General features: G+C 63.9%; 7 protein-coding genes. 5 read left to right on the top strand and 2 right to left on the bottom strand.

Going from position 1 to position 17,513, the window contains the following annotated elements; translation table 11 throughout:
* Nucleotides 1-218: 218 nt before the first annotated feature.
* Nucleotides 219-2,045 (bottom strand): glycoside hydrolase family 15 protein, encoded by a 1,827-nt coding sequence (locus LCH64_RS11165; protein ID WP_226500290.1) that lies wholly within the window; start codon nt 2,043-2,045, stop codon nt 219-221.
* Nucleotides 2,038-2,838 (bottom strand): SDR family oxidoreductase, encoded by an 801-nt coding sequence (locus LCH64_RS11160; protein WP_226500289.1) that lies wholly within the window; start codon nt 2,836-2,838, stop codon nt 2,038-2,040. Before LCH64_RS11160 ends, LCH64_RS11165 begins: the two co-directional genes overlap by 8 nt.
* A 252-nt stretch (nt 2,839-3,090) precedes the next feature.
* Here LCH64_RS11160 and LCH64_RS11155 point away from each other — a divergent pair, with 252 nt between their 5' ends.
* The 5 genes from LCH64_RS11155 (at nt 3,091) to LCH64_RS11135 (ending at nt 17,509) form a co-directional block, all read left to right on the top strand.
* A complete protein-coding gene (locus LCH64_RS11155) occupies nt 3,091-4,263 on the top strand; it encodes an MFS transporter (RefSeq protein ID WP_226500288.1) in 1,173 nt (390 codons plus the stop codon).
* 71 nt (nt 4,264-4,334) lie between these two features.
* Nucleotides 4,335-5,075: an alpha/beta fold hydrolase gene (locus LCH64_RS11150; protein WP_003223420.1), complete on the top strand. Its 741-nt coding sequence runs from the start codon at nt 4,335-4,337 to the stop codon at nt 5,073-5,075.
* A gap of 38 nt (nt 5,076-5,113) precedes the next feature.
* Nucleotides 5,114-6,097, top strand: coding sequence for a TauD/TfdA family dioxygenase (locus LCH64_RS11145; protein ID WP_103484099.1), 984 nt, complete (start codon nt 5,114-5,116; stop codon nt 6,095-6,097).
* 187 nt (nt 6,098-6,284) lie between these two features.
* Nucleotides 6,285-9,686 (top strand): non-ribosomal peptide synthetase, encoded by a 3,402-nt coding sequence (locus tag LCH64_RS11140; protein ID WP_226500287.1) that lies wholly within the window; start codon nt 6,285-6,287, stop codon nt 9,684-9,686.
* Nucleotides 9,683-17,509: a non-ribosomal peptide synthetase gene (locus LCH64_RS11135; protein ID WP_226500286.1), complete on the top strand. Its 7,827-nt coding sequence runs from the start codon at nt 9,683-9,685 to the stop codon at nt 17,507-17,509. Before LCH64_RS11140 ends, LCH64_RS11135 begins: the two co-directional genes overlap by 4 nt.
* The last annotated feature ends 4 nt before the right edge of the window (nt 17,510-17,513 follow it).

The raw sequence follows: 17,513 nt of genomic DNA, 5'->3' as shown, positions 1-17,513 counted from the left end.
TGGCGAGGGAGCTTGCTCCCGCTCGGCTGCGAAGCAGGCGCAAAGCCAGACAATGCGGTTCTTCTGGAGAAGTGGGGACGCAGGTATTGGGGCCGCTTCGCGACCCGGCGGGAGCAAGCTCCCTCGCCACAGAAGTTCACCAACGTTTATTTTTGTGTAGGAATCAGTCCTGCAAAAGCCGAGTTGTAAGGGATATTTCCGACAGAGTGCGGCGAATATTACGGCTGCCAAACACTCTTCTCCCCACTCAACCGCCGATCGAGAAAACTCGCCGCGCTGATCAGCGCCAGATGCGTCAGCGCCTGCGGGGTGTTACCCAGGTGCCGGCCCTTGCTGTCGAACTCTTCGGCGTACAGCCCCAGCGGGTTCGCATAGCGCAGCAGTTGTTCGAACTCCAGGTGGGCCTTTTCCACCTGACCGGCCCGGGCCAGGCATTCGACGTACCAGAACGAGCAGGCGGCAAACGCGCCTTCGGTGCCGGTCAAACCGTCGATGTTGGCGTCATCGTTGCGGTAGCGATAGACCATGCCGTCGCGCACCAGATGCTTTTCGATCGCTTCCAGGGTTGAAAGCCAGCGCGGGTCCTTGGCGCTGACGAAGCGCACCAGCGGCATCAGCAGCATCGAGCCGTCGAGCGCGGTGCCGCCCTTGTACTGGACGAAATGCCCGCGCTCCTCGTCCCAGAAGTTATCCCAGATGTCGGCGTAGATCGCCTGCCGGGTCTGGTCCCACTGGGCGAACGGTGCCGGCAGTGAGCGTTTCGAGGCCAGGCGAATCGCCCGGTCCAGTGCCACCCAGCACATCAGTCGCGAGTGCAGGAAGTGATGTTGCTCGCCGCGCATTTCCCAAATGCCGACATCGGTGGTCTGCCAGCTCTCACAGACCTGATCGACCACTTCACGCACGTGTTTCCAGCCCTGATGGGAAATCGCGTCGCCGTACTTGTTGACCAGATACACCGCGTCCATCAGTTCGCCAAAGATATCGAGCTGAATCTGGTCGTACGCGCCATTGCCGATGCGCACCGGTTGCGCGCCGCCATGACCGGAGAGGTGGGTGAGTTCGGTTTCCGGCAATTCCTGACGGCCATCGATGGCATACAGGATGTTGAGTTTGGTTGACTGCCCATGGCAATCGCTGACCCGCCCGCGCAGCCAGCCCATGTAGGCGTTGGCCTCAGCGACAAAGCCCAAGCGCATGAACGCGTAAACGGTGAACGAGGCGTCGCGGATCCAGGTGTAGCGATAGTCCCAGTTGCGCTCGCCGCCGGGGGTTTCCGGCAGGCCGAAGGTGGCGGCGGCGAGGATTGCTCCGTGCTTGCGCGAGGTCAGCAGTTTCAGCGCCAGTGCCGAGCGGTTGACCATTTCCCGCCAGCGTCCGCGATAGTTGGACTGGCCGATCCAGTCACGCCAGAACTTCAGCGTGCGTTCCAGGCACATTTTTGCGCCGTCATCCTTGAAGCGTGGATCGTCGGCCCCCCCGAGGAGGAATTCGGCGCTCTGATCCTGGTTCAAACTGAACGATGCGACGGCCGATTCGCCATCGATCTGCAGCGCCTGATCCGCCACCAGCCGCAGCGACGGCTGACCCTCGGCGCTGAAAATCACCGATTGTTCATCCATCTGCGCCCGGGTGTTGGCGCGGGCGTAGTCATGGCGCACTGCGCAGCGCATATGAAAGGTGGCCTGGCCGCTGACCACACGCACCCGGCGCATCAGCAGCGGCAGGTCATCGACACTGTCGCCGATCGGCAGCAGGTCGGTGATCTCCACCACCGCATGTTCGCTGAGCCAGCGGGTTTGCAAAACGTTGGTGTCCGGCAGGTAGATCTGCTCGCGCCGGGCATCGGGCAAGTCCGGGGCGAGCTGGAAAATCCCCGCCTCGGGCGTGTCGAGCAGCGAACAGAAGATCGACGGACTGTCGAATTCCGGCCAGCAGAAAAAATCCACGCTGCCCTTGTCGTTGACCAGTGCGGCACTGCGCAGGTCGCCGATGATGCCGTGGGCATCGATCGGGCTTTGTCGTTCAGGATGATGCTCAGCCATTGCCACGAAACTCCGGATAAAGACTCATGCCGCCGTCGATGAACACGGTGGTGCCGACGATGTAGTCGGCAGCGTCGGAAGCGAGAAACACCACCGCGTTGGCGATGTCTTCGACATCGCCGATGCGCCCGTAGGGGATCAGATCCAGCAGTTTTTCGCCGGCTGCGCCTTCGGTGGCGTCTTGGTTGATGGCGGTGCGAATCGCTCCCGGCGCGATGCTGTTGATGCGGATGCGCTGATGGCTGACTTCCTGGGCGAGGGTCTGCATCAACTGGTCGACGCCGCCCTTGGAGGCTGCGTAGTTGACGTGCCCGGCCCATGGAATGCGCTGGTGCACCGAACTCATGTGAATGATCTTGCCGGCGGCGCGGGACACGCCTTCACGCACGCCTTGCCGGTTGAAAATCCGCAGCGCGGCGCGGGCGCAGAGGAACTGGCCGGTGAGGTTGACGCCGATCACCGTGTTCCAGTCTTCCAGGGTCATGTCCACCGCCGCGGCGTCCTTTTGCAGGCCGGAATTGGCCAGCAGAATGTCCAGCGAACCAAAGGCGTCCAGAGTCTCGGCGAACAACCGTTCGACCTCGTCCTCCTTCGACACATCGGCACCGATGGCCAGTGCCTGACCGCCATCGGCAATGATCTGCCGGGCCAGCGCTTCGGCGGGTTCCGCCTGACGGTTGTAATTGATGACGACTGCTGCACCGGCAGCGGCCAGGGCTTTGGCGGCGGCGTGGCCGATGCCGGAGCTGGCGCCGGTAATCAGGGCTACTTGTCGGGCGAGGGAAATCTGCATGCGAAGTCGTGCCTTGCGTGAGGGCCTATTTAGCTGACTGGTCGCAAGCCATGAGAGTTCATTCGACGGTGCGGTGTTGTGGTGAATATGCCGGCCTCTTCGCGAGCAGGCTCGCTCCCACGGTTAGAACGCGCTGCCCCCGTGGGAGCGGGCTTGCTCGCGAAGGGGCCTTCACATTCCACCAACAATTGCGCGCTTCCACGCTCATCAGCCTTTATGGCAACTTGGCGGCCCTTGATGAGGCAGTGTTCCATGGCAAACCCCTACCGCGAATTATTCACCGCCCCCGGCGCCCGGGCTTTTGTACTGGCCGGGATGATCGCGCGCATGCCGATTTCCATGACCGGCATCGGCGTGATCACCATGCTCTCGCAGCTCAAGGGCGGGTACGCGCTGGCCGGTGCGGTGGCGGCGACCTTTGCCCTGGCCACGGCGTTTTGTGCGCCACAGGTCTCGCGTCTGGTGGATCGTTTCGGTCAGGGCAAGGTGCTGCCGCTGTCGGCATTGATCGGTGGCGGGGCGCTGTTGATGTTGCTGCTGTGCACCCGCTTGCAGGCGCCGACCTGGACGCTGTTCATCTTCGCCGCGCTGGCCGGTTGCATGCCAAGCATGTCGGCAATGGTGCGCGCGCGCTGGACCGAGATCTATCGCGGCCAGCCGCAATTGCAGACCGCTTATGCACTGGAATCCGTACTCGATGAAGTTTGTTTCATCGTCGGCCCGCCATTGTCGGTGGGGCTGTGTGTGGTGGCGTTTCCCGAGGCCGGGCCATTGGCCGCGCTGTTGGCGCTGGCGATCGGCGTAACGGCGTTTGTCGCCCAGCGCAGCACCGAACCGGCGGTGCACCCGCAGGAGTCGCAGCATCAAGGTTCGATCATTCGCTCGACCGACGTGCAATGGCTGCTGGCGTTGATGCTGGCCATGGGCGTCATCGTTGGCGTGGTCGATGTGGTCAGCGTCGCCTTCGCCCAGCAGCAGGGCCAGCCGGCGGCGGCGAGCATCGTGTTGTCGGTGTACGCCATCGGCTCGTGCCTGGCCGGTATCGCGTTTGGCGCGATGCGTTCGAAACTGCCGTTGCCGCGGCTGTTTCTGTACGGCGGTGTGGCGACGGCGGTGACCACGCTGCCGCTGTTGCTGGCGAGCAATATTTTCGGTTTGTCGCTGGCGGTGTTTGTCGCCGGGCTGTTCTTCTCGCCGACGCTGATCGTCGCCATGGCGCTGGTTGAGCGCATCGTGCCGCCGGCCAAGCTCACCGAAGGCCTGACCTGGCTGGTCACCGGTCTGAGCATCGGTGTGGCGATTGGCGCGGCTGGATCCGGCGCACTGGTGGACGCCTTCGGTGCGCGCAGCGGATTCTGGCTGGCGATCGCGGCCGGCGCGGTGGTGCTGGGTTCAGCTGTGCAGAGTTTCCGCCATTTGAAGTGATCGGCATTCGGACTAATTCGCGCCACGCCTCATCCGTTCTCTTTTACAGATAACCCATTGAGGTAAACGCGGTGACAAAGCTGACACTGCTGTGCCTGCCCTATTCGGGCGCCAGCGCGATGGTCTATAGCCGCTGGCGGCGCCAACTGCCGTCATGGCTGCAATTGCAACCGGTGGAGTTGCCCGGGCGCGGTGCCCGTTTCGACGAACCCCTGCAAACTGACATGCGAGCCCTGGCCCGCCAGTTGGCCCGTGAGCACAAACCCGGCCTGCAAACGCCTTACGCCCTGTTCGGCCACAGCCTCGGCGCGCTGCTGGCGTGCGAGATGGCGCACGCCTTTCGCGAGCTCGGCGCGCCGGAACCGGTGGCGCTGTTCGCCTCCGGCACGGCGGCGCCGACCATGCGCAGCGACTACGATCGCGGGTTTGCCGAAGCGCGCAGCGATGAGGAATTGATCGATCAACTGCGCACCTTTCAGGGCACCAGCGAAGAAGTGCTGGCCAACCAGGAACTCATGAGCCTGACGCTGCCGGTGCTGCGCGCCGACTTCATGATGTGCGGACGCTTCAGTCCGGCGCAGCGGCCGCTGCTCAATTGCCCGGTGCATGTGCTGGGCGGCAAGGAAGACCGCGCGACCACCGAGCAACTGATCGGCTGGAGCAAGGAAACCCTGGGCAGTTTTTCCGTGGACATGATGACCGGTGGGCATTTCTTCATCCATGAGCACGAAGCCCGGGTGATCCGCACGATCAAGACGCATCTGGAAGTCCATCACCGGCGTCATGCGCAAGCGGCGGCACCGGCGTTTTGACGCACCGCTCACTATCGAGTGATTACAGGAGGCCAGTCATGGCTGTTGCTGTGGAATTTTCCGTTCGGCCGCTGCTGCCGCAACGAGGGCGCTTGCCGCTGTTGGTGGAGGCGACCGAGGCGGATACCGACCTGTTGGCGGTGTTCGATGAAGTGAAAGCGCTGGTCGATGAGCATCTGCTGCGCGATGGCGGGGTGCTGTTCCGCGGATTTCGTCTCGACGGCGCTGAACAGTTTCGTCAGTTCGCGGCCAGTTTCGGCCATCCGCTGTTGAACTACGAGTTCGGCTCCACGCCGCGCACCAACGTCACCCAAGGCGTATACACCTCGACCGAATACCCGGCGCACCAGAGCATTCCGCTGCACAACGAACAGGCTTACTCCCGCGACTGGCCGATGAAGATCTGGTTCTACAGCATGATTGCGGCGAAGTCCGGTGGCGAAACGCCGATTGCCGACAGCCGCGAAGTCTATCGGCGTATTCCGGTGGCCATTCGTGAGCGCTTTGTCAGCAAAGGTCTGATGTATGTGCGCAACTTCGGCAACGGCCTGGATGTGGCTTGGGAAGATGTGTTCAACACCGACGACCGCGAGGTCGTCGAGGCGTACTGCAAGGCCCATGGCATCCTTTGCGAATGGAAGGATGACGGCGAATTGCGTACCCGCCAGACCTGTCAGGCGGTAGCGGTGCATCCGGTGACCGGCGATCACGTCTGGTTCAATCAGGCGCACCTGTTCCACATCTCCAACTTGCAGCCGGAAGTGCGCGAAAGCCTGTTGGACATCGTCGATGAGGAGGATTTGCCGCGTAACGTTTATTACGGTGACGGCTCGGCCATCGAAGACGAAGTGCTGGCGCAGATTCGTGCGGTGCTCGATGAATGCGCGATCAGTTTTCCGTGGCAGGAAGGCGATGTACTGATGCTCGACAACATGTTGTCGGCCCATGCGCGTTCGCCGTTCGAAGGGCCGCGCAAAGTCATCGTGGCCATGGCCGAGGGGCATTCCCAAGGCCCGCTCTGAGCCATTCGGGAGGTTGCCCGTGAAGGTGCCGAAGCCGGTCTTGGACCGGCTTCGGCATTTGTGCGTCGGCACGGCTGACCGCCGGGGCGCTGTTGCGCCAGCGCGCTAAATCATTGCGTTTGTCATTCGTTCTTGTTGATACGACCGGGCCTCCTGGTCACGCCGCCGATCAGCAAGGACCCAATGCATGAATGCCGCAGACGCACAGAAACTAGCCCGCCGCTTTATCGAACTGCCGCAGGACAAACGCCGTTTGTTTCTCGCCGGCATGGCCCGCGAAGGCATCGATTTTGCGCAGCTTCCCATGACCGCCTGTGACGGAATCGCCGAGCGTGACGGCCTGTCCTACGCCCAGCAACGGATGTGGTTTCTCTGGCAACTGGATCCGCAAAGTGCTGCCTACAACCTGCCGATGGCCGTGCGTCTGAACGGCGCGTTGCAGGTGCAAGCGCTGGAGCAGGCGTTCAGCCTGCTGGTCGCGCGGCACGAATGTCTGCGCACCACCTTCGGTCAGGTCGGCGAGCGTGCCTTCCAGCGCGTGGCCGAGCCGCAGGCGCTGCAACTGCCCCTCACCGATTTGAGCGCCGTGCCCGAACAGCAGCGTTGGCCGCTCGCGCAACAGCACATGATGGCCGAAGCCACGCAAGCGTTCGATCTGCAGAACGGCCCGCTGCTGAGCCTGCGCCTGTTGCGCCTGGCCGAGCAGGAGCATGTGCTCCTGCTGACCTTGCACCACATCATTGCCGATGGCTGGTCGATGAATATTCTCATCGACGAGTTCATGCGTACCTACGATGCGCTGGTGGCGGGGCGCGAACCATCGTTGCCGGCGCTGACCGTGCATTACCGCGATTACGCGCTGTGGCAGCGCAGCTGGCTGGAGGCGGGTGAGCGCGAACGGCAACTGGACTACTGGCGCGCACAATTGGGCGACGAGCATCCGGTCCTGGAGTTGCCGACCGACCGCGCTTATCCGGCGCAATCGAGTCACCAGGGCGCGCGCCTGGAAACGGTCATTGATGCGGCGCTGCGTCAGGAACTGAAAAGCCTCGCCCAGCGTCAGGGCGTGACCCTGTTCGTGGTGCTGCTCGCGGCGTTCAAGACGTTGTTGCATCGCTACAGCGGGCAGACCGACATTCGCGTCGGCGGCCTGATTGCTAACCGCACCCGCAGCGAAACGGAAGGGCTGATCGGCTTCTTCGTCAACACCCAGATCCTGCGCAGCGAAGTCACCGCGCAAACCCGTTTCACCGAGCTGTTGCAGCGGCTGCGCGAGGCTGCACTCGGCGCGCAGGTTCATCAAGAGCTGCCGTTCGACGCCTTGATCGAGGCCCTGCAGCCGGCGCGTAGCCAAAGCCACAATCCGCTGTTTCAGGTGATGTTCAACCATCAGCCGCTGGTGACCGACTTGCAGCATGTGCAGTTGGAATCGGGTCTGCAGGTGGGTTATCTGACGCAAGAGCAACTGGCCGGCAGCGCTCGGCAACATGCGGCCACCAGCGATTTGATGCTCGATACCCGCGAAGAAGGCGAGCAGCTGTTCGCCGCCTTCACGTACGCCACCGATATTTTTGATGCCGCGACCATCGCCGCGATGGCCGGGCATTGGCGCAACATTCTTGAATCCGTCTGCCGCGACCCGCAGCAGGTCATCGGCGAAGTCGCGCTGCTGGCAGATGCCGAGCGCGCGCAACTGATTCAGGCCACTGCTGCGGCGCCGCGTTTCGCCAGCGTGCAAAACCTGTTCGAGGCGCAAGTGGCACGTACGCCGCAGGCAACGGCCGTGATCCTCGCCACCGCGCCGTCACCGTCACTGACCTATGCCGAACTCAATGCGCGCAGCAATCGCCTGGCGCATCAGCTGCGCGCGCGCGGTGTCGGCCCGGACGTGCTGGTCGGTGTGGCGTTGGGGCGCTCGCTGGAGCTGGCGGTGGCGTTGCTGGCCGTGCTCAAGGCGGGCGGCGCCTATGTGCCGCTGGACCCGCAAACCCCGGCTGAACGGTTACGTCACGTGCTGGATGACAGTGGCTTGAAACTGCTGCTGACCGACAACGCCAGCCTTGCCAGCCTGCCGGCGCTGGAGGCCGTCGAGTGCCTGTGCCTGGAGCAATTGTCCGGCGAGACTTCGGCCGACAACCTGTCGTTAACGGTCGCGCCGCAGAATCTTGCCTACGTGATCTACACCTCCGGTTCCACCGGGCGGCCGAAAGGCGTGGCGGTCAGTCACGGCGCACTGAGTGAATTCATCGACCGCGCCATCGATTACAGCGACCTGCGCGAAGGTGACCGGGTCCTGCAGTTCGCCACCAGCAGCTTCGACGGTTTTGTCGAGCAGTTCTTCCCGCCGCTGTGCCATGGCGCTGCTGTGGTGCTGCGCGATGCGCCATTGTGGGACAGCGCAACGTTGCGTCAGGTGATTGTCGATCACGGCATCACCCTGGCTGACCTGCCGGCCGCGTACTGGTATTGGCTGGTGCAGGAATATGCAGCGCAACCGCCGGCCGGTTTTGGCGCGCTGCGACAGATCCACGTCGGTGGCGAGGCCATGGCGGTGGACGGTTTGCGTCTGTGGCAACAGGCCGGGCTGGGGCATGTGCGGTTGCTCAACACCTACGGTCCGACCGAAGCCACGGTGGTTTCGACCATTCATGATTGCAGTGCACTGACGGCAGACGCCGTGTCCTGGCGCGGCATCCCGATTGGCAAGGGGCTCGATGCCCGGCGTCTGTACGTGCTGGACGATGATTTGAACCTGCTGCCGCAAGGTGCGGTGGGCGAGTTGTACATCGGTGGCCCGGGCCTGGCCCGTGGTTATCACCGTCAGCCGATGCTCAGTGCCGAGCGCTTTATCGCCGACCCGTTCGCCGCAGGGCAGCGTCTGTACCGCACCGGGGATCGTGCCCGACTGCGCGCCGATGGCGCGCTGGAGTATGTCGGCCGGGTCGACCATCAAGTGAAGATCCGCGGTTTCCGCATCGAGCTGGGCGAAATCGAGTCGCGCCTGCAACAGTGCCCGGGCATTCGCGAGGCGGTGGTTCTGGCGGTGCCGCTCAGCGGCGGCCAGCAACTGGTGGCGTACGTGGTCGGTGAGCACGCCGTGCTGGAAAGCGCCGCTACCCAGTCGGCGTTCCGCCAGCAAATCCGCACCGCGCTGCAAGCCCATCTGCCGGACTACATGGTGCCGGGGCATTTGCTGTTGTTGCCGAATCTGCCGCTGACACCGAGCGGCAAGCTCGACCGCAAGGCCTTGCCGGCGCCGGATGCGAGCCAGTTGCAAGGCGACTATCGCGCGCCGCAAACCGACACCGAGCAGTGCCTGGCGCAAATCTGGGCCGAGGTCCTGCAAGTGTCGCGGGTCGGTCTGGATGATCACTTTTTTGAACTGGGCGGCCATTCGCTGCTGGCCGCGCAGGTGATCGCACGCATCAAAACTCAATTGGGCGTGGTCTTGCCACTGCGCAGCCTGTTCGAAAAACCGTTGCTGGCCGATCTGGCGGCGGTGCTGGCGCAACGGGCGGACAGCGCAACGGATGACGACTGGTCCGACATGGATCAGTTCATGAATGCTTTGGAAGGAGAAGAAGTATGAGCGGCACCATGGCGGAGCGTATCGCTAAAAGATTCGTCGGTTTGCCGCTGGAGCAGCGTCGACAGTTTCTGGCCAGACTGCGCGAGGACGGCAAGGACTTCAGCCTGTTGCCGCTGCCGGTCAGTCGTCACGAGGTCACGCCGATTCCGTTGTCGTTCGCTCAGCAACGCCTGCTGTTTCTATGGCAACTCGAACCGCAGAGCGCCGCGTACAACATGGCGGCCGGCCTGCGCCTGAAAGGACGTCTGGACGAATCGGCGCTGCAACGCTCTTTCGATCACCTGGTCGCGCGCCACGAAGTGCTGCGCACTGTGTTCCACACCGACGGCGATCAGCCGCAGCAGGTGATTCTCGAGCAGCAGCCGATCGCTCTGGAACGCATTGACCTGACCGGCCTCGCGGCTTCGCAGCGCGAGCCGGCCTTGGCGCAACAGGTGCAGACAGCCACCGCGCGACCGTTCGATTTGCGCCATGGACCGCTGCTGCGTGCGAGCCTGTTTGCTCTGGCCGAAGAGGAATTCGTGTTGGTGGTGAGCATGCACCACATCGTCTCCGACGGTTGGTCGATGGACGTGATGGTCAAGGAATTCGTCCAGTGTTATCAGGCCTTCAGTCTTCAGCGCGAGCCGCAGTTGCCGGCGCTGCCGTTGCAATACGCCGACTATGCGATCTGGCAGCGGCGCTGGCTGGAAGCCGGCGAGGGCGAGCGTCAACTCGATTACTGGCGTCAGCAGCTCGGTGAGGAACATCCGCTGCTGGAAGTGGCGCCGGACTTTGCCCGGCCCCTGACGCAAAGCTTCGCAGGCCAGACCCTGAGCTTTGATTTCGGTGCCCGGTTGTCCCTGCAACTCAATACATTTGCCCGCAGCAAGGGCATCAGTCTGTTCATGCTGGTGCTGGCGGGTTTCTCGCTGTTCCTCTCGCGTCAGGCCGCGCAGCGCGACATTCGCGTCGGCGTGCCGAATGCCAATCGTGGCCGTGCCGAAGTCGAAGGGTTGATCGGTTTCTTCGTCAACACCCAGGTGTTGCGTTGCGAGATCGATGAGCGCGGCAGTTTCGAAGACTTGCTGGCGCAGGTGCGCGAGGCGGCGTTCGGCGCGCAGGCGCATCAGGAACTGCCATTCGAGCAACTGGTGGACGAATTGGTGGCGGAACGAACCCTGGGCCACAACCCGCTGTTCCAGGCCAAGTTCAACCAGAACGTCGGTATGCAGAAACAGCGCTCGATGAACCTGCCGGGGCTGAGCGTGGCCGAGTATCCGCTGGACAAGGACGGCACCCACTTTGATCTGGCGCTGGACATCACCGACGACGGCACGCTGATCCACGGCCAGCTGACCTATGCCAGCGACCTTTATCGCGCACAAACCGTCGAGGGCTTTGTGCCGGCGTTACTCGGTCTGTTCGGCGAATTGCTCAAGGCACCGCAAGCGCCGTTGCACAGCGTCGCCACGCGGGCTCCGGTGGTGCTCGCAGCACCGGGCGAACCGGCGTTGTCAGTGTTGCAGCAGTGGGCTCGTCAAGTGGCGCAACAGCCCGAAGCACTGGCTGCGCGCGACCTGCATCAGACCCTGAGTTTTCAGGCGCTGGACCAGGCCGCCAATCGTCTGGCCCATCATCTGCTGGCGCAGGGCATCAGCCCCGGCCAACCGGTAGCGGTGCTGATGGAGCGTTCGCTGGACTGGCTGACCTGTGTGCTGGCGATCTTCAAGGCCGCAGCGGTGTACATGCCGCTGGACGTGAAGGCGCCGAACGCGCGCTTGCAGCAGATGCTCGGCAATGCCGGCGCGCGCCTGCTGTTGTGCGCGCAAGGGGATGCGCGGGTGTCCGCGCTGGCGGTCGACGGTTGTCAGGGGCTCGCGTATGCGCCGCAACAGTGGCAGCAGGAGGCGGATGTCAGCCCGGTGGTGCCACTGTTTGCGCAGTCCCCGGCGTATGTGATTCACACCTCCGGTTCCACCGGGCAACCCAAGGGCGTGCTGGTCAGTCACGGGGCGCTGGGCAGTTACGTGCGCGCTGTGCTGGAGCGCCTGGCGCCGACGCCGGACACCAGCATGGCGCTGGTGTCGACCATTGCGGCGGATCTGGGCTTCACGGTGTTGTTCGGCGCGCTGTGTTCCGGTCGCCTGTTGCACGTATTGCCGGAAGAACTGGGTTTCGACCCGGATCGATTTGCCGAGTACATGGCTACGCATCAAGTGGGCATGCTGAAAATCGTCCCGGGGCACCTGGCGGCGTTGTTGCAGGCTGGCCGCGCCGCCGATGTGCTGCCGACGCAGGCGCTGATCGTCGGCGGCGAAGCCTGCTCGCCGGCACTGGTGGAACGCGTGCGTCAGCTCAAGCCGGAGTGCCGCATCATCAACCACTACGGGCCGAGCGAAACCACGGTCGGTGTGCTGACCCACGAGGTCAGTGAGCTGGCGGCCGACGCGCGCAGCGTTCCGGTCGGCACCGCGCTGAGCGGTGCGCAGGTCTACATCGTTGACGATGTGCTGAACAATGTCGCCGACCAGGTGGCCGGCGAGCTGTACATCGGTGGTGACAGCGTGGCGCTGGGGTATCTCGGGCAACCGGGTCTGACTGCCGAGCGCTTCCTGCCTGATCCGTTCGGCGCCCCGGGTGCGCGGGTTTATCGCAGCGGTGACCGGGTGCGGCGCGATCGTCAGCAAGCGGTGGAGTTCATCGGTCGCGCCGACGATCAGGTCAAGGTGCGTGGTTATCGCGTCGAACCGGCGGAAGTCGCGCGGGTTCTGCTCGGCCTTGATGGCGTCAGTGAGGCGGCGGTGCTCGCCCTGGCCCTGGATGACGATCCGGCGCGCCTGCAATTGGTGGCGTGGTGTGTGCCGGCGGCCGCTGCGACCGTGCAGGCACACGCTCTGCGCGAGCAGTTGCAGGCATGCCTGCCGGAGTACATGGTGCCGGCGCAGATTGTGCTGCTGGAGCAACTGCCGCTGACGGCCAATGGCAAACTCGACAAGCGTGCCTTGCCGGTGCCGGGCGTGGTCACGCAGCATTTCGTTGCGCCGGTGGGAGAGGTCGAGGAGAAGCTGGCGGCAATCTGGGCCGAAGTGCTCAAGCTTGAGCGCGTGGGCACCAGCGACAACTTCTTCGAGCTGGGCGGTGACTCCATCCTCAGCCTGCAGATCATTGCCCGGGCCAAGCGCCAGGGGATCAAGCTGAGCCCCAAGCAACTGTTCGAAAAACAGACCATTGGCCAGTTGGCTGCGGTGGCCAGGCTGATCGAAGCCAAACCGGTGGCGGCCACGGCGCCGAATCGTGGGCCGCTGCCGTTGTTGCCGATTCAGGCACGCTTCTTCGAGACCGACATTGCCCAGCGTCAACACTGGAACCAGTCGGTCATGTTGCAACCGACCAGCACCCTTGACGGCAATCACCTGCGCACTGCGTTGGCGGCACTGGTCGAACAGCACGATGCACTCGCGCTGAGTTTTCAGTGCTCGGGCGATACGTGGCAGGCACTGGCGCAGACCCAGCGTGATCCGGAGTTGTTGTGGCTGCGCGAGCTCGACAGTCTGGCGGCGTTGCCGGCACTCGCTGACGAAGCCCAGCGCAGCCTCGATCTGCAACAGGGACGCTTGCTGCGTGCGGTGCTGGTGAACCTGCCGCACGCTGAGCAACGCCTGTTGCTGGTCATTCATCACCTGGTGGTCGACGGAGTGTCCTGGCGCATTCTGCTGGAGGATCTGCAGCACGCTTACACCGCGCTCGCCGCCGGCACGCCGCTGGTTCTGGCGGGTAAGAGCACGTCGCTGCACAGCTGGGCCGAACATCTGCAGCGGTATGCGCAAAGCGAGGCGCTGGCTGTCGAGAGCGACTACTGGCGTGCAACCCTGGAGGCGGGCGACGCACAACTGCCGCGAGATTTCCCGCAGGACAGTCAGACCCGTGCCCAGGCAGCCCGGGCCAGTTCACGCCTGAGTCAGGCGCTGACCCATAAGCTGCTCAAAGTCGCTCCAGCGGCGTATCGCACGCAAATCAACGACCTGCTGCTGACCGCGCTGGCAAGGGTGTTGTGCGACTGGAGCGCGCAGCCTTCGGTATTGATTCAGCTCGAAGGGCACGGGCGCGAAGATCTGTTCGAAGAGGTCGATCTGAGTCGCACGGTCGGCTGGTTCAGCAGCCTGTTCCCGGTACGCCTGACCCCGGATGTGAATCCGGGCGCCTCCCTGTGTGCGATCAAGGAACAACTGCGTGCGGTGCCGGGCAAAGGCATCGGTTATGGCGTGCTGCGATATCTGAGCCGACGCGCCGAGCTGCAGGAGTTGCCGCAGCCGCGCGTGACGTTCAACTATCTGGGCCAGTTCGACGGTGCCTTCAGCGCTGACGAGGGCGCGCTGTTCGTGCCAAGTGGCGAAAGCACCGGCGCCAATCAGGACGCCGCTGCACCGTTGGGCAACTGGCTGAGCGTCGATGGTCAGGTGTACGGCGGTGAGCTGGAGCTGACCTGGACCTTCGGCACGGGCATGTACCGCGCAGAAACCATCGCGGCGCTGGCCGAAGCCTATCGGCGTGAGCTGGAGCGTCTGATCGAGCACTGCTGCGACAGCGGTGAAGCAGGCGTCACGCCGTCGGACTTCAGTCTGGCGACCTTGACCCAGGCACAGCTGTCGACACTGCCAATCCCGGCCCGTGACATCGTCGATCTGTACCCGTTATCGCCGATGCAGCAAGGCATCCTGTTCCATAGCGTCAACGACCCGGACAGCCCGGCGTACACCAACCAGTTGCGTGTCGACGTGCAACAACTGGACGCCGAGCGCTTCCGTCAGGCCTGGCAGCACACCGTTGAGGCCCACGAGATTCTGCGCAGCGCATTCATCTGGCCGCAGGATGCCGCCGCGGCGGTGCAAGTGGTGCGGCACCACGTGCAGATGCCATGGCAGGTCGAGGATTGGCGTGGCCGGGCCGACCTCGGCGCAGCGCTGGAACAACTGGCCAGCGACGATCTTGCCAGCGGGTTCGACCTGACCGCCGCGCCGCTGTTGCGGGTGACGCTGGTGCGCACCGACGAAGCGACGCATCACCTGATCTACACCTGTCATCACATCCTGATGGATGGCTGGAGCACCTCGCAGTTGTTCGGCGAAGTGTTGCAGCGCTACGCCGGTCTGGCCCCGGCCGCACCTCAGGGGCGCTATCGCGACTACATCGAGTGGCTCGGCCAGCGTGATCAGCAGGCCAGCCGCGCGTTCTGGACGGCGGCGCTGGCCGACCTGGAAGAGCCGACGCGACTGGCCGGCGCCGTGTCGGGCGCGCCGCTGGCGGCGGTCGGTTACGCCGACCACGAGCATGTGTTCAGCGAGGCGTTGACCGCCGACCTGAACCGTTTTGCCCGCGAGCAGAAAGTCACCCTCAATACGCTGGTGCAGGCGGCGTGGCTGGTGCTGTTGCAGCGTTACACCGGTCAGGACAACGTGGCGTTCGGTGCCACCGTTGCCGGACGTCCCACCGACCTGCCGGGTGTCGAGCAGCAGATCGGCCTGTTCATCAACACCCTGCCGGTGGTGGCGGCGCCGTCCGCGGAAATCGTCGTCAGTCAGTGGTTGCAACAGGTGCAGGGCCTCAATCTGGCGTTGCGCGAGCACGAACATACGCCGCTCTACGACATTCAGCGTTGGGCGGGAACCGGTGCCGGGGCGTTGTTCGACAGCATTCTGGTGTTCGAAAACTACCCGATGGCCGAAGCCCTGCAACAAGGCCCGGCCACCGGTCTGACGTTCTCGGCGATTCGCCGCCAGGAACAGACCAACTACCCACTGACGCTGGTGGCGGTCACCGGTCGCGAGCTGAGTCTGGGGATCAGTTACGATCAGGCCAGTTTCGCCGCGAACACAGTCGTTGCCTTGAGTGCGCAGCTTGAAAGCCTGCTGACGCAGTTCCTCGCCGATCCCGCTCAGCCACTGGGCGGGTTGCAATTGCTCGCAGCGCCGCAGCGCGAAGAGGCGATCAATTGGGGCAAGGCTGCCGTCACCGCGCCGGACACTCGCACGGTGCTGGAACACATCGCCGCGCAACTGCAGCGGCAACCACAGGCGCAGGCCGTGGTGTTCGCCGAGCAATCGATCGATTACCAGAGCCTCGATGCCCGGGCCAATCGTCTGGCGCACAAACTGCAAACCTTGGGTGTCGGGCCGGAAGTGCGCGTGGGCGTGTGCATGCGCCGCACCCCGGACATGCTCGTGGGCCTGCTGGCGATCCTCAAGGCCGGTGGCGCTTATGTGCCGCTGGATCCGGACTACCCGCAGGAACGTTTGCTGCACATGCTCGACGACAGTCACGCCGCCGTGCTGCTCACCGAACCCGCGGCGCAGGCGATGCTGCCTGAAGCGTTGAGTGCGCAGGTAGTGCTGGTGGATGAGGACGCGCTCTGCGAGTTCCCGTCTACCGCCCCGGTGGCGAAAGTGACGGCGCAGAATCTGGCGTATGTGATCTACACCTCGGGTTCCACCGGCAAGCCGAAAGGCGTGGCGATTACCCACGGCAACCTGTCGGCGCTGATTCAGTGGTCGGCAGGTGTGTATCGCGCAGAGCAACTGCGCGGTGTGCTGGCGTCGACGTCGATCTGCTTCGACCTGTCGGTCTGGGAAATCTTCGTCACGTTGGCCTGCGGCGGGTGTCTGGTACTGGCGGACAACGCACTGGCACTGGCCGATCTGCCGGGCCGCGAGCAGGTCACCTTGATCAACACGGTGCCGTCGGCGATTGCCGCGCTGCAACGTGCCGGGCAGATTCCGCGCTCGGTCAAGACCATCAACCTGGCCGGTGAGCCGCTCAAGCAAAGTCTGGTGGATACCTTGTACGCGAGCACCTCGGTGCAGCAGGTCTACGACCTGTATGGGCCGTCGGAAGACACCACGTATTCGACCTTCACCCTGCGTACGCCACAGGGGCAGGCGAACATCGGCCGGCCGCTGGAAAACACCGTCGCGTACCTGCTCGACAGTCAGTTGCAGGTGCTGCCTGAAGGCGTGCCGGCCGAGCTGTACCTGGGCGGTGCCGGCGTGACCCGTGGCTACCTGATGAAGGCCGCGTTGACCGCCGAACGCTTTGTGCCGAACCCTTACGCGAGCAACGGCGAACGGCTGTACCGCAGCGGCGACCTGGTGCGCCAGGGCAGTGACGGCAACATCGAATACATTGGCCGCGCCGACCATCAGGTGAAGATTCGCGGATTCCGTATCGAACTCAGCGAGATCGAGGCGCGGCTGCTGGAGCAGGCGGACATTGCTGAAGCGGTGGTGCTCGCCCAGGACGGTGCGGCCGGTAAACACCTGCACGCCTACGTCGTACCGGCGCAGCCGGTGAGCGATCAGGTCGCATTGGCGGAACGCTTGCGCAGCGCTCTGGCCGCGCGCCTGCCGGCGCACATGGTGCCGGGGCACTTGCACCTGATTGACGCCATCCCGCTGACGCCTAATGGCAAGCTGGATCGCAAGGCGCTGATGACCCTGGGCGACAGTCCGGCGCAGCAGCAGTATCAGGCGCCACAGACCGATCTGCAGTGGGAAGTGGCGACGGTCTGGCAGGAGGTGCTGGAGGTCGAGCGCGTCGGGCTGGCGGACAATTTCTTCCAGCTCGGCGGGCATTCGTTGCTGGCCACGCTGGTGGTGACCCGGATCAAGGAACGTCTGGGTGACAAGGTGCCGCTCAAGGCGTTGTTTGAAACCGATACCCTCAAGGCGTTCTGTGCGCGGATCGAGGCCCTGCGTGTCGAAATGTCGCCCGTTCAGGATGAATTGGCTAAATCCCTGGAGGCCCTCAAACGTCTATCCCTCGATGATCTGGAAAAACTGATTTCTTGAGAGG

Origin of the sequence: Pseudomonas sp. MWU16-30322 (genome assembly GCF_020515535.1) — a bacterium.
In the GTDB taxonomy this organism is placed as follows: domain Bacteria; phylum Pseudomonadota; class Gammaproteobacteria; order Pseudomonadales; family Pseudomonadaceae; genus Aquipseudomonas; species Aquipseudomonas fluorescens_H.
The sequence above is the reverse complement of the archived record's forward strand: the minus strand, read 5'-3'. Positions and strand labels throughout refer to the sequence as shown.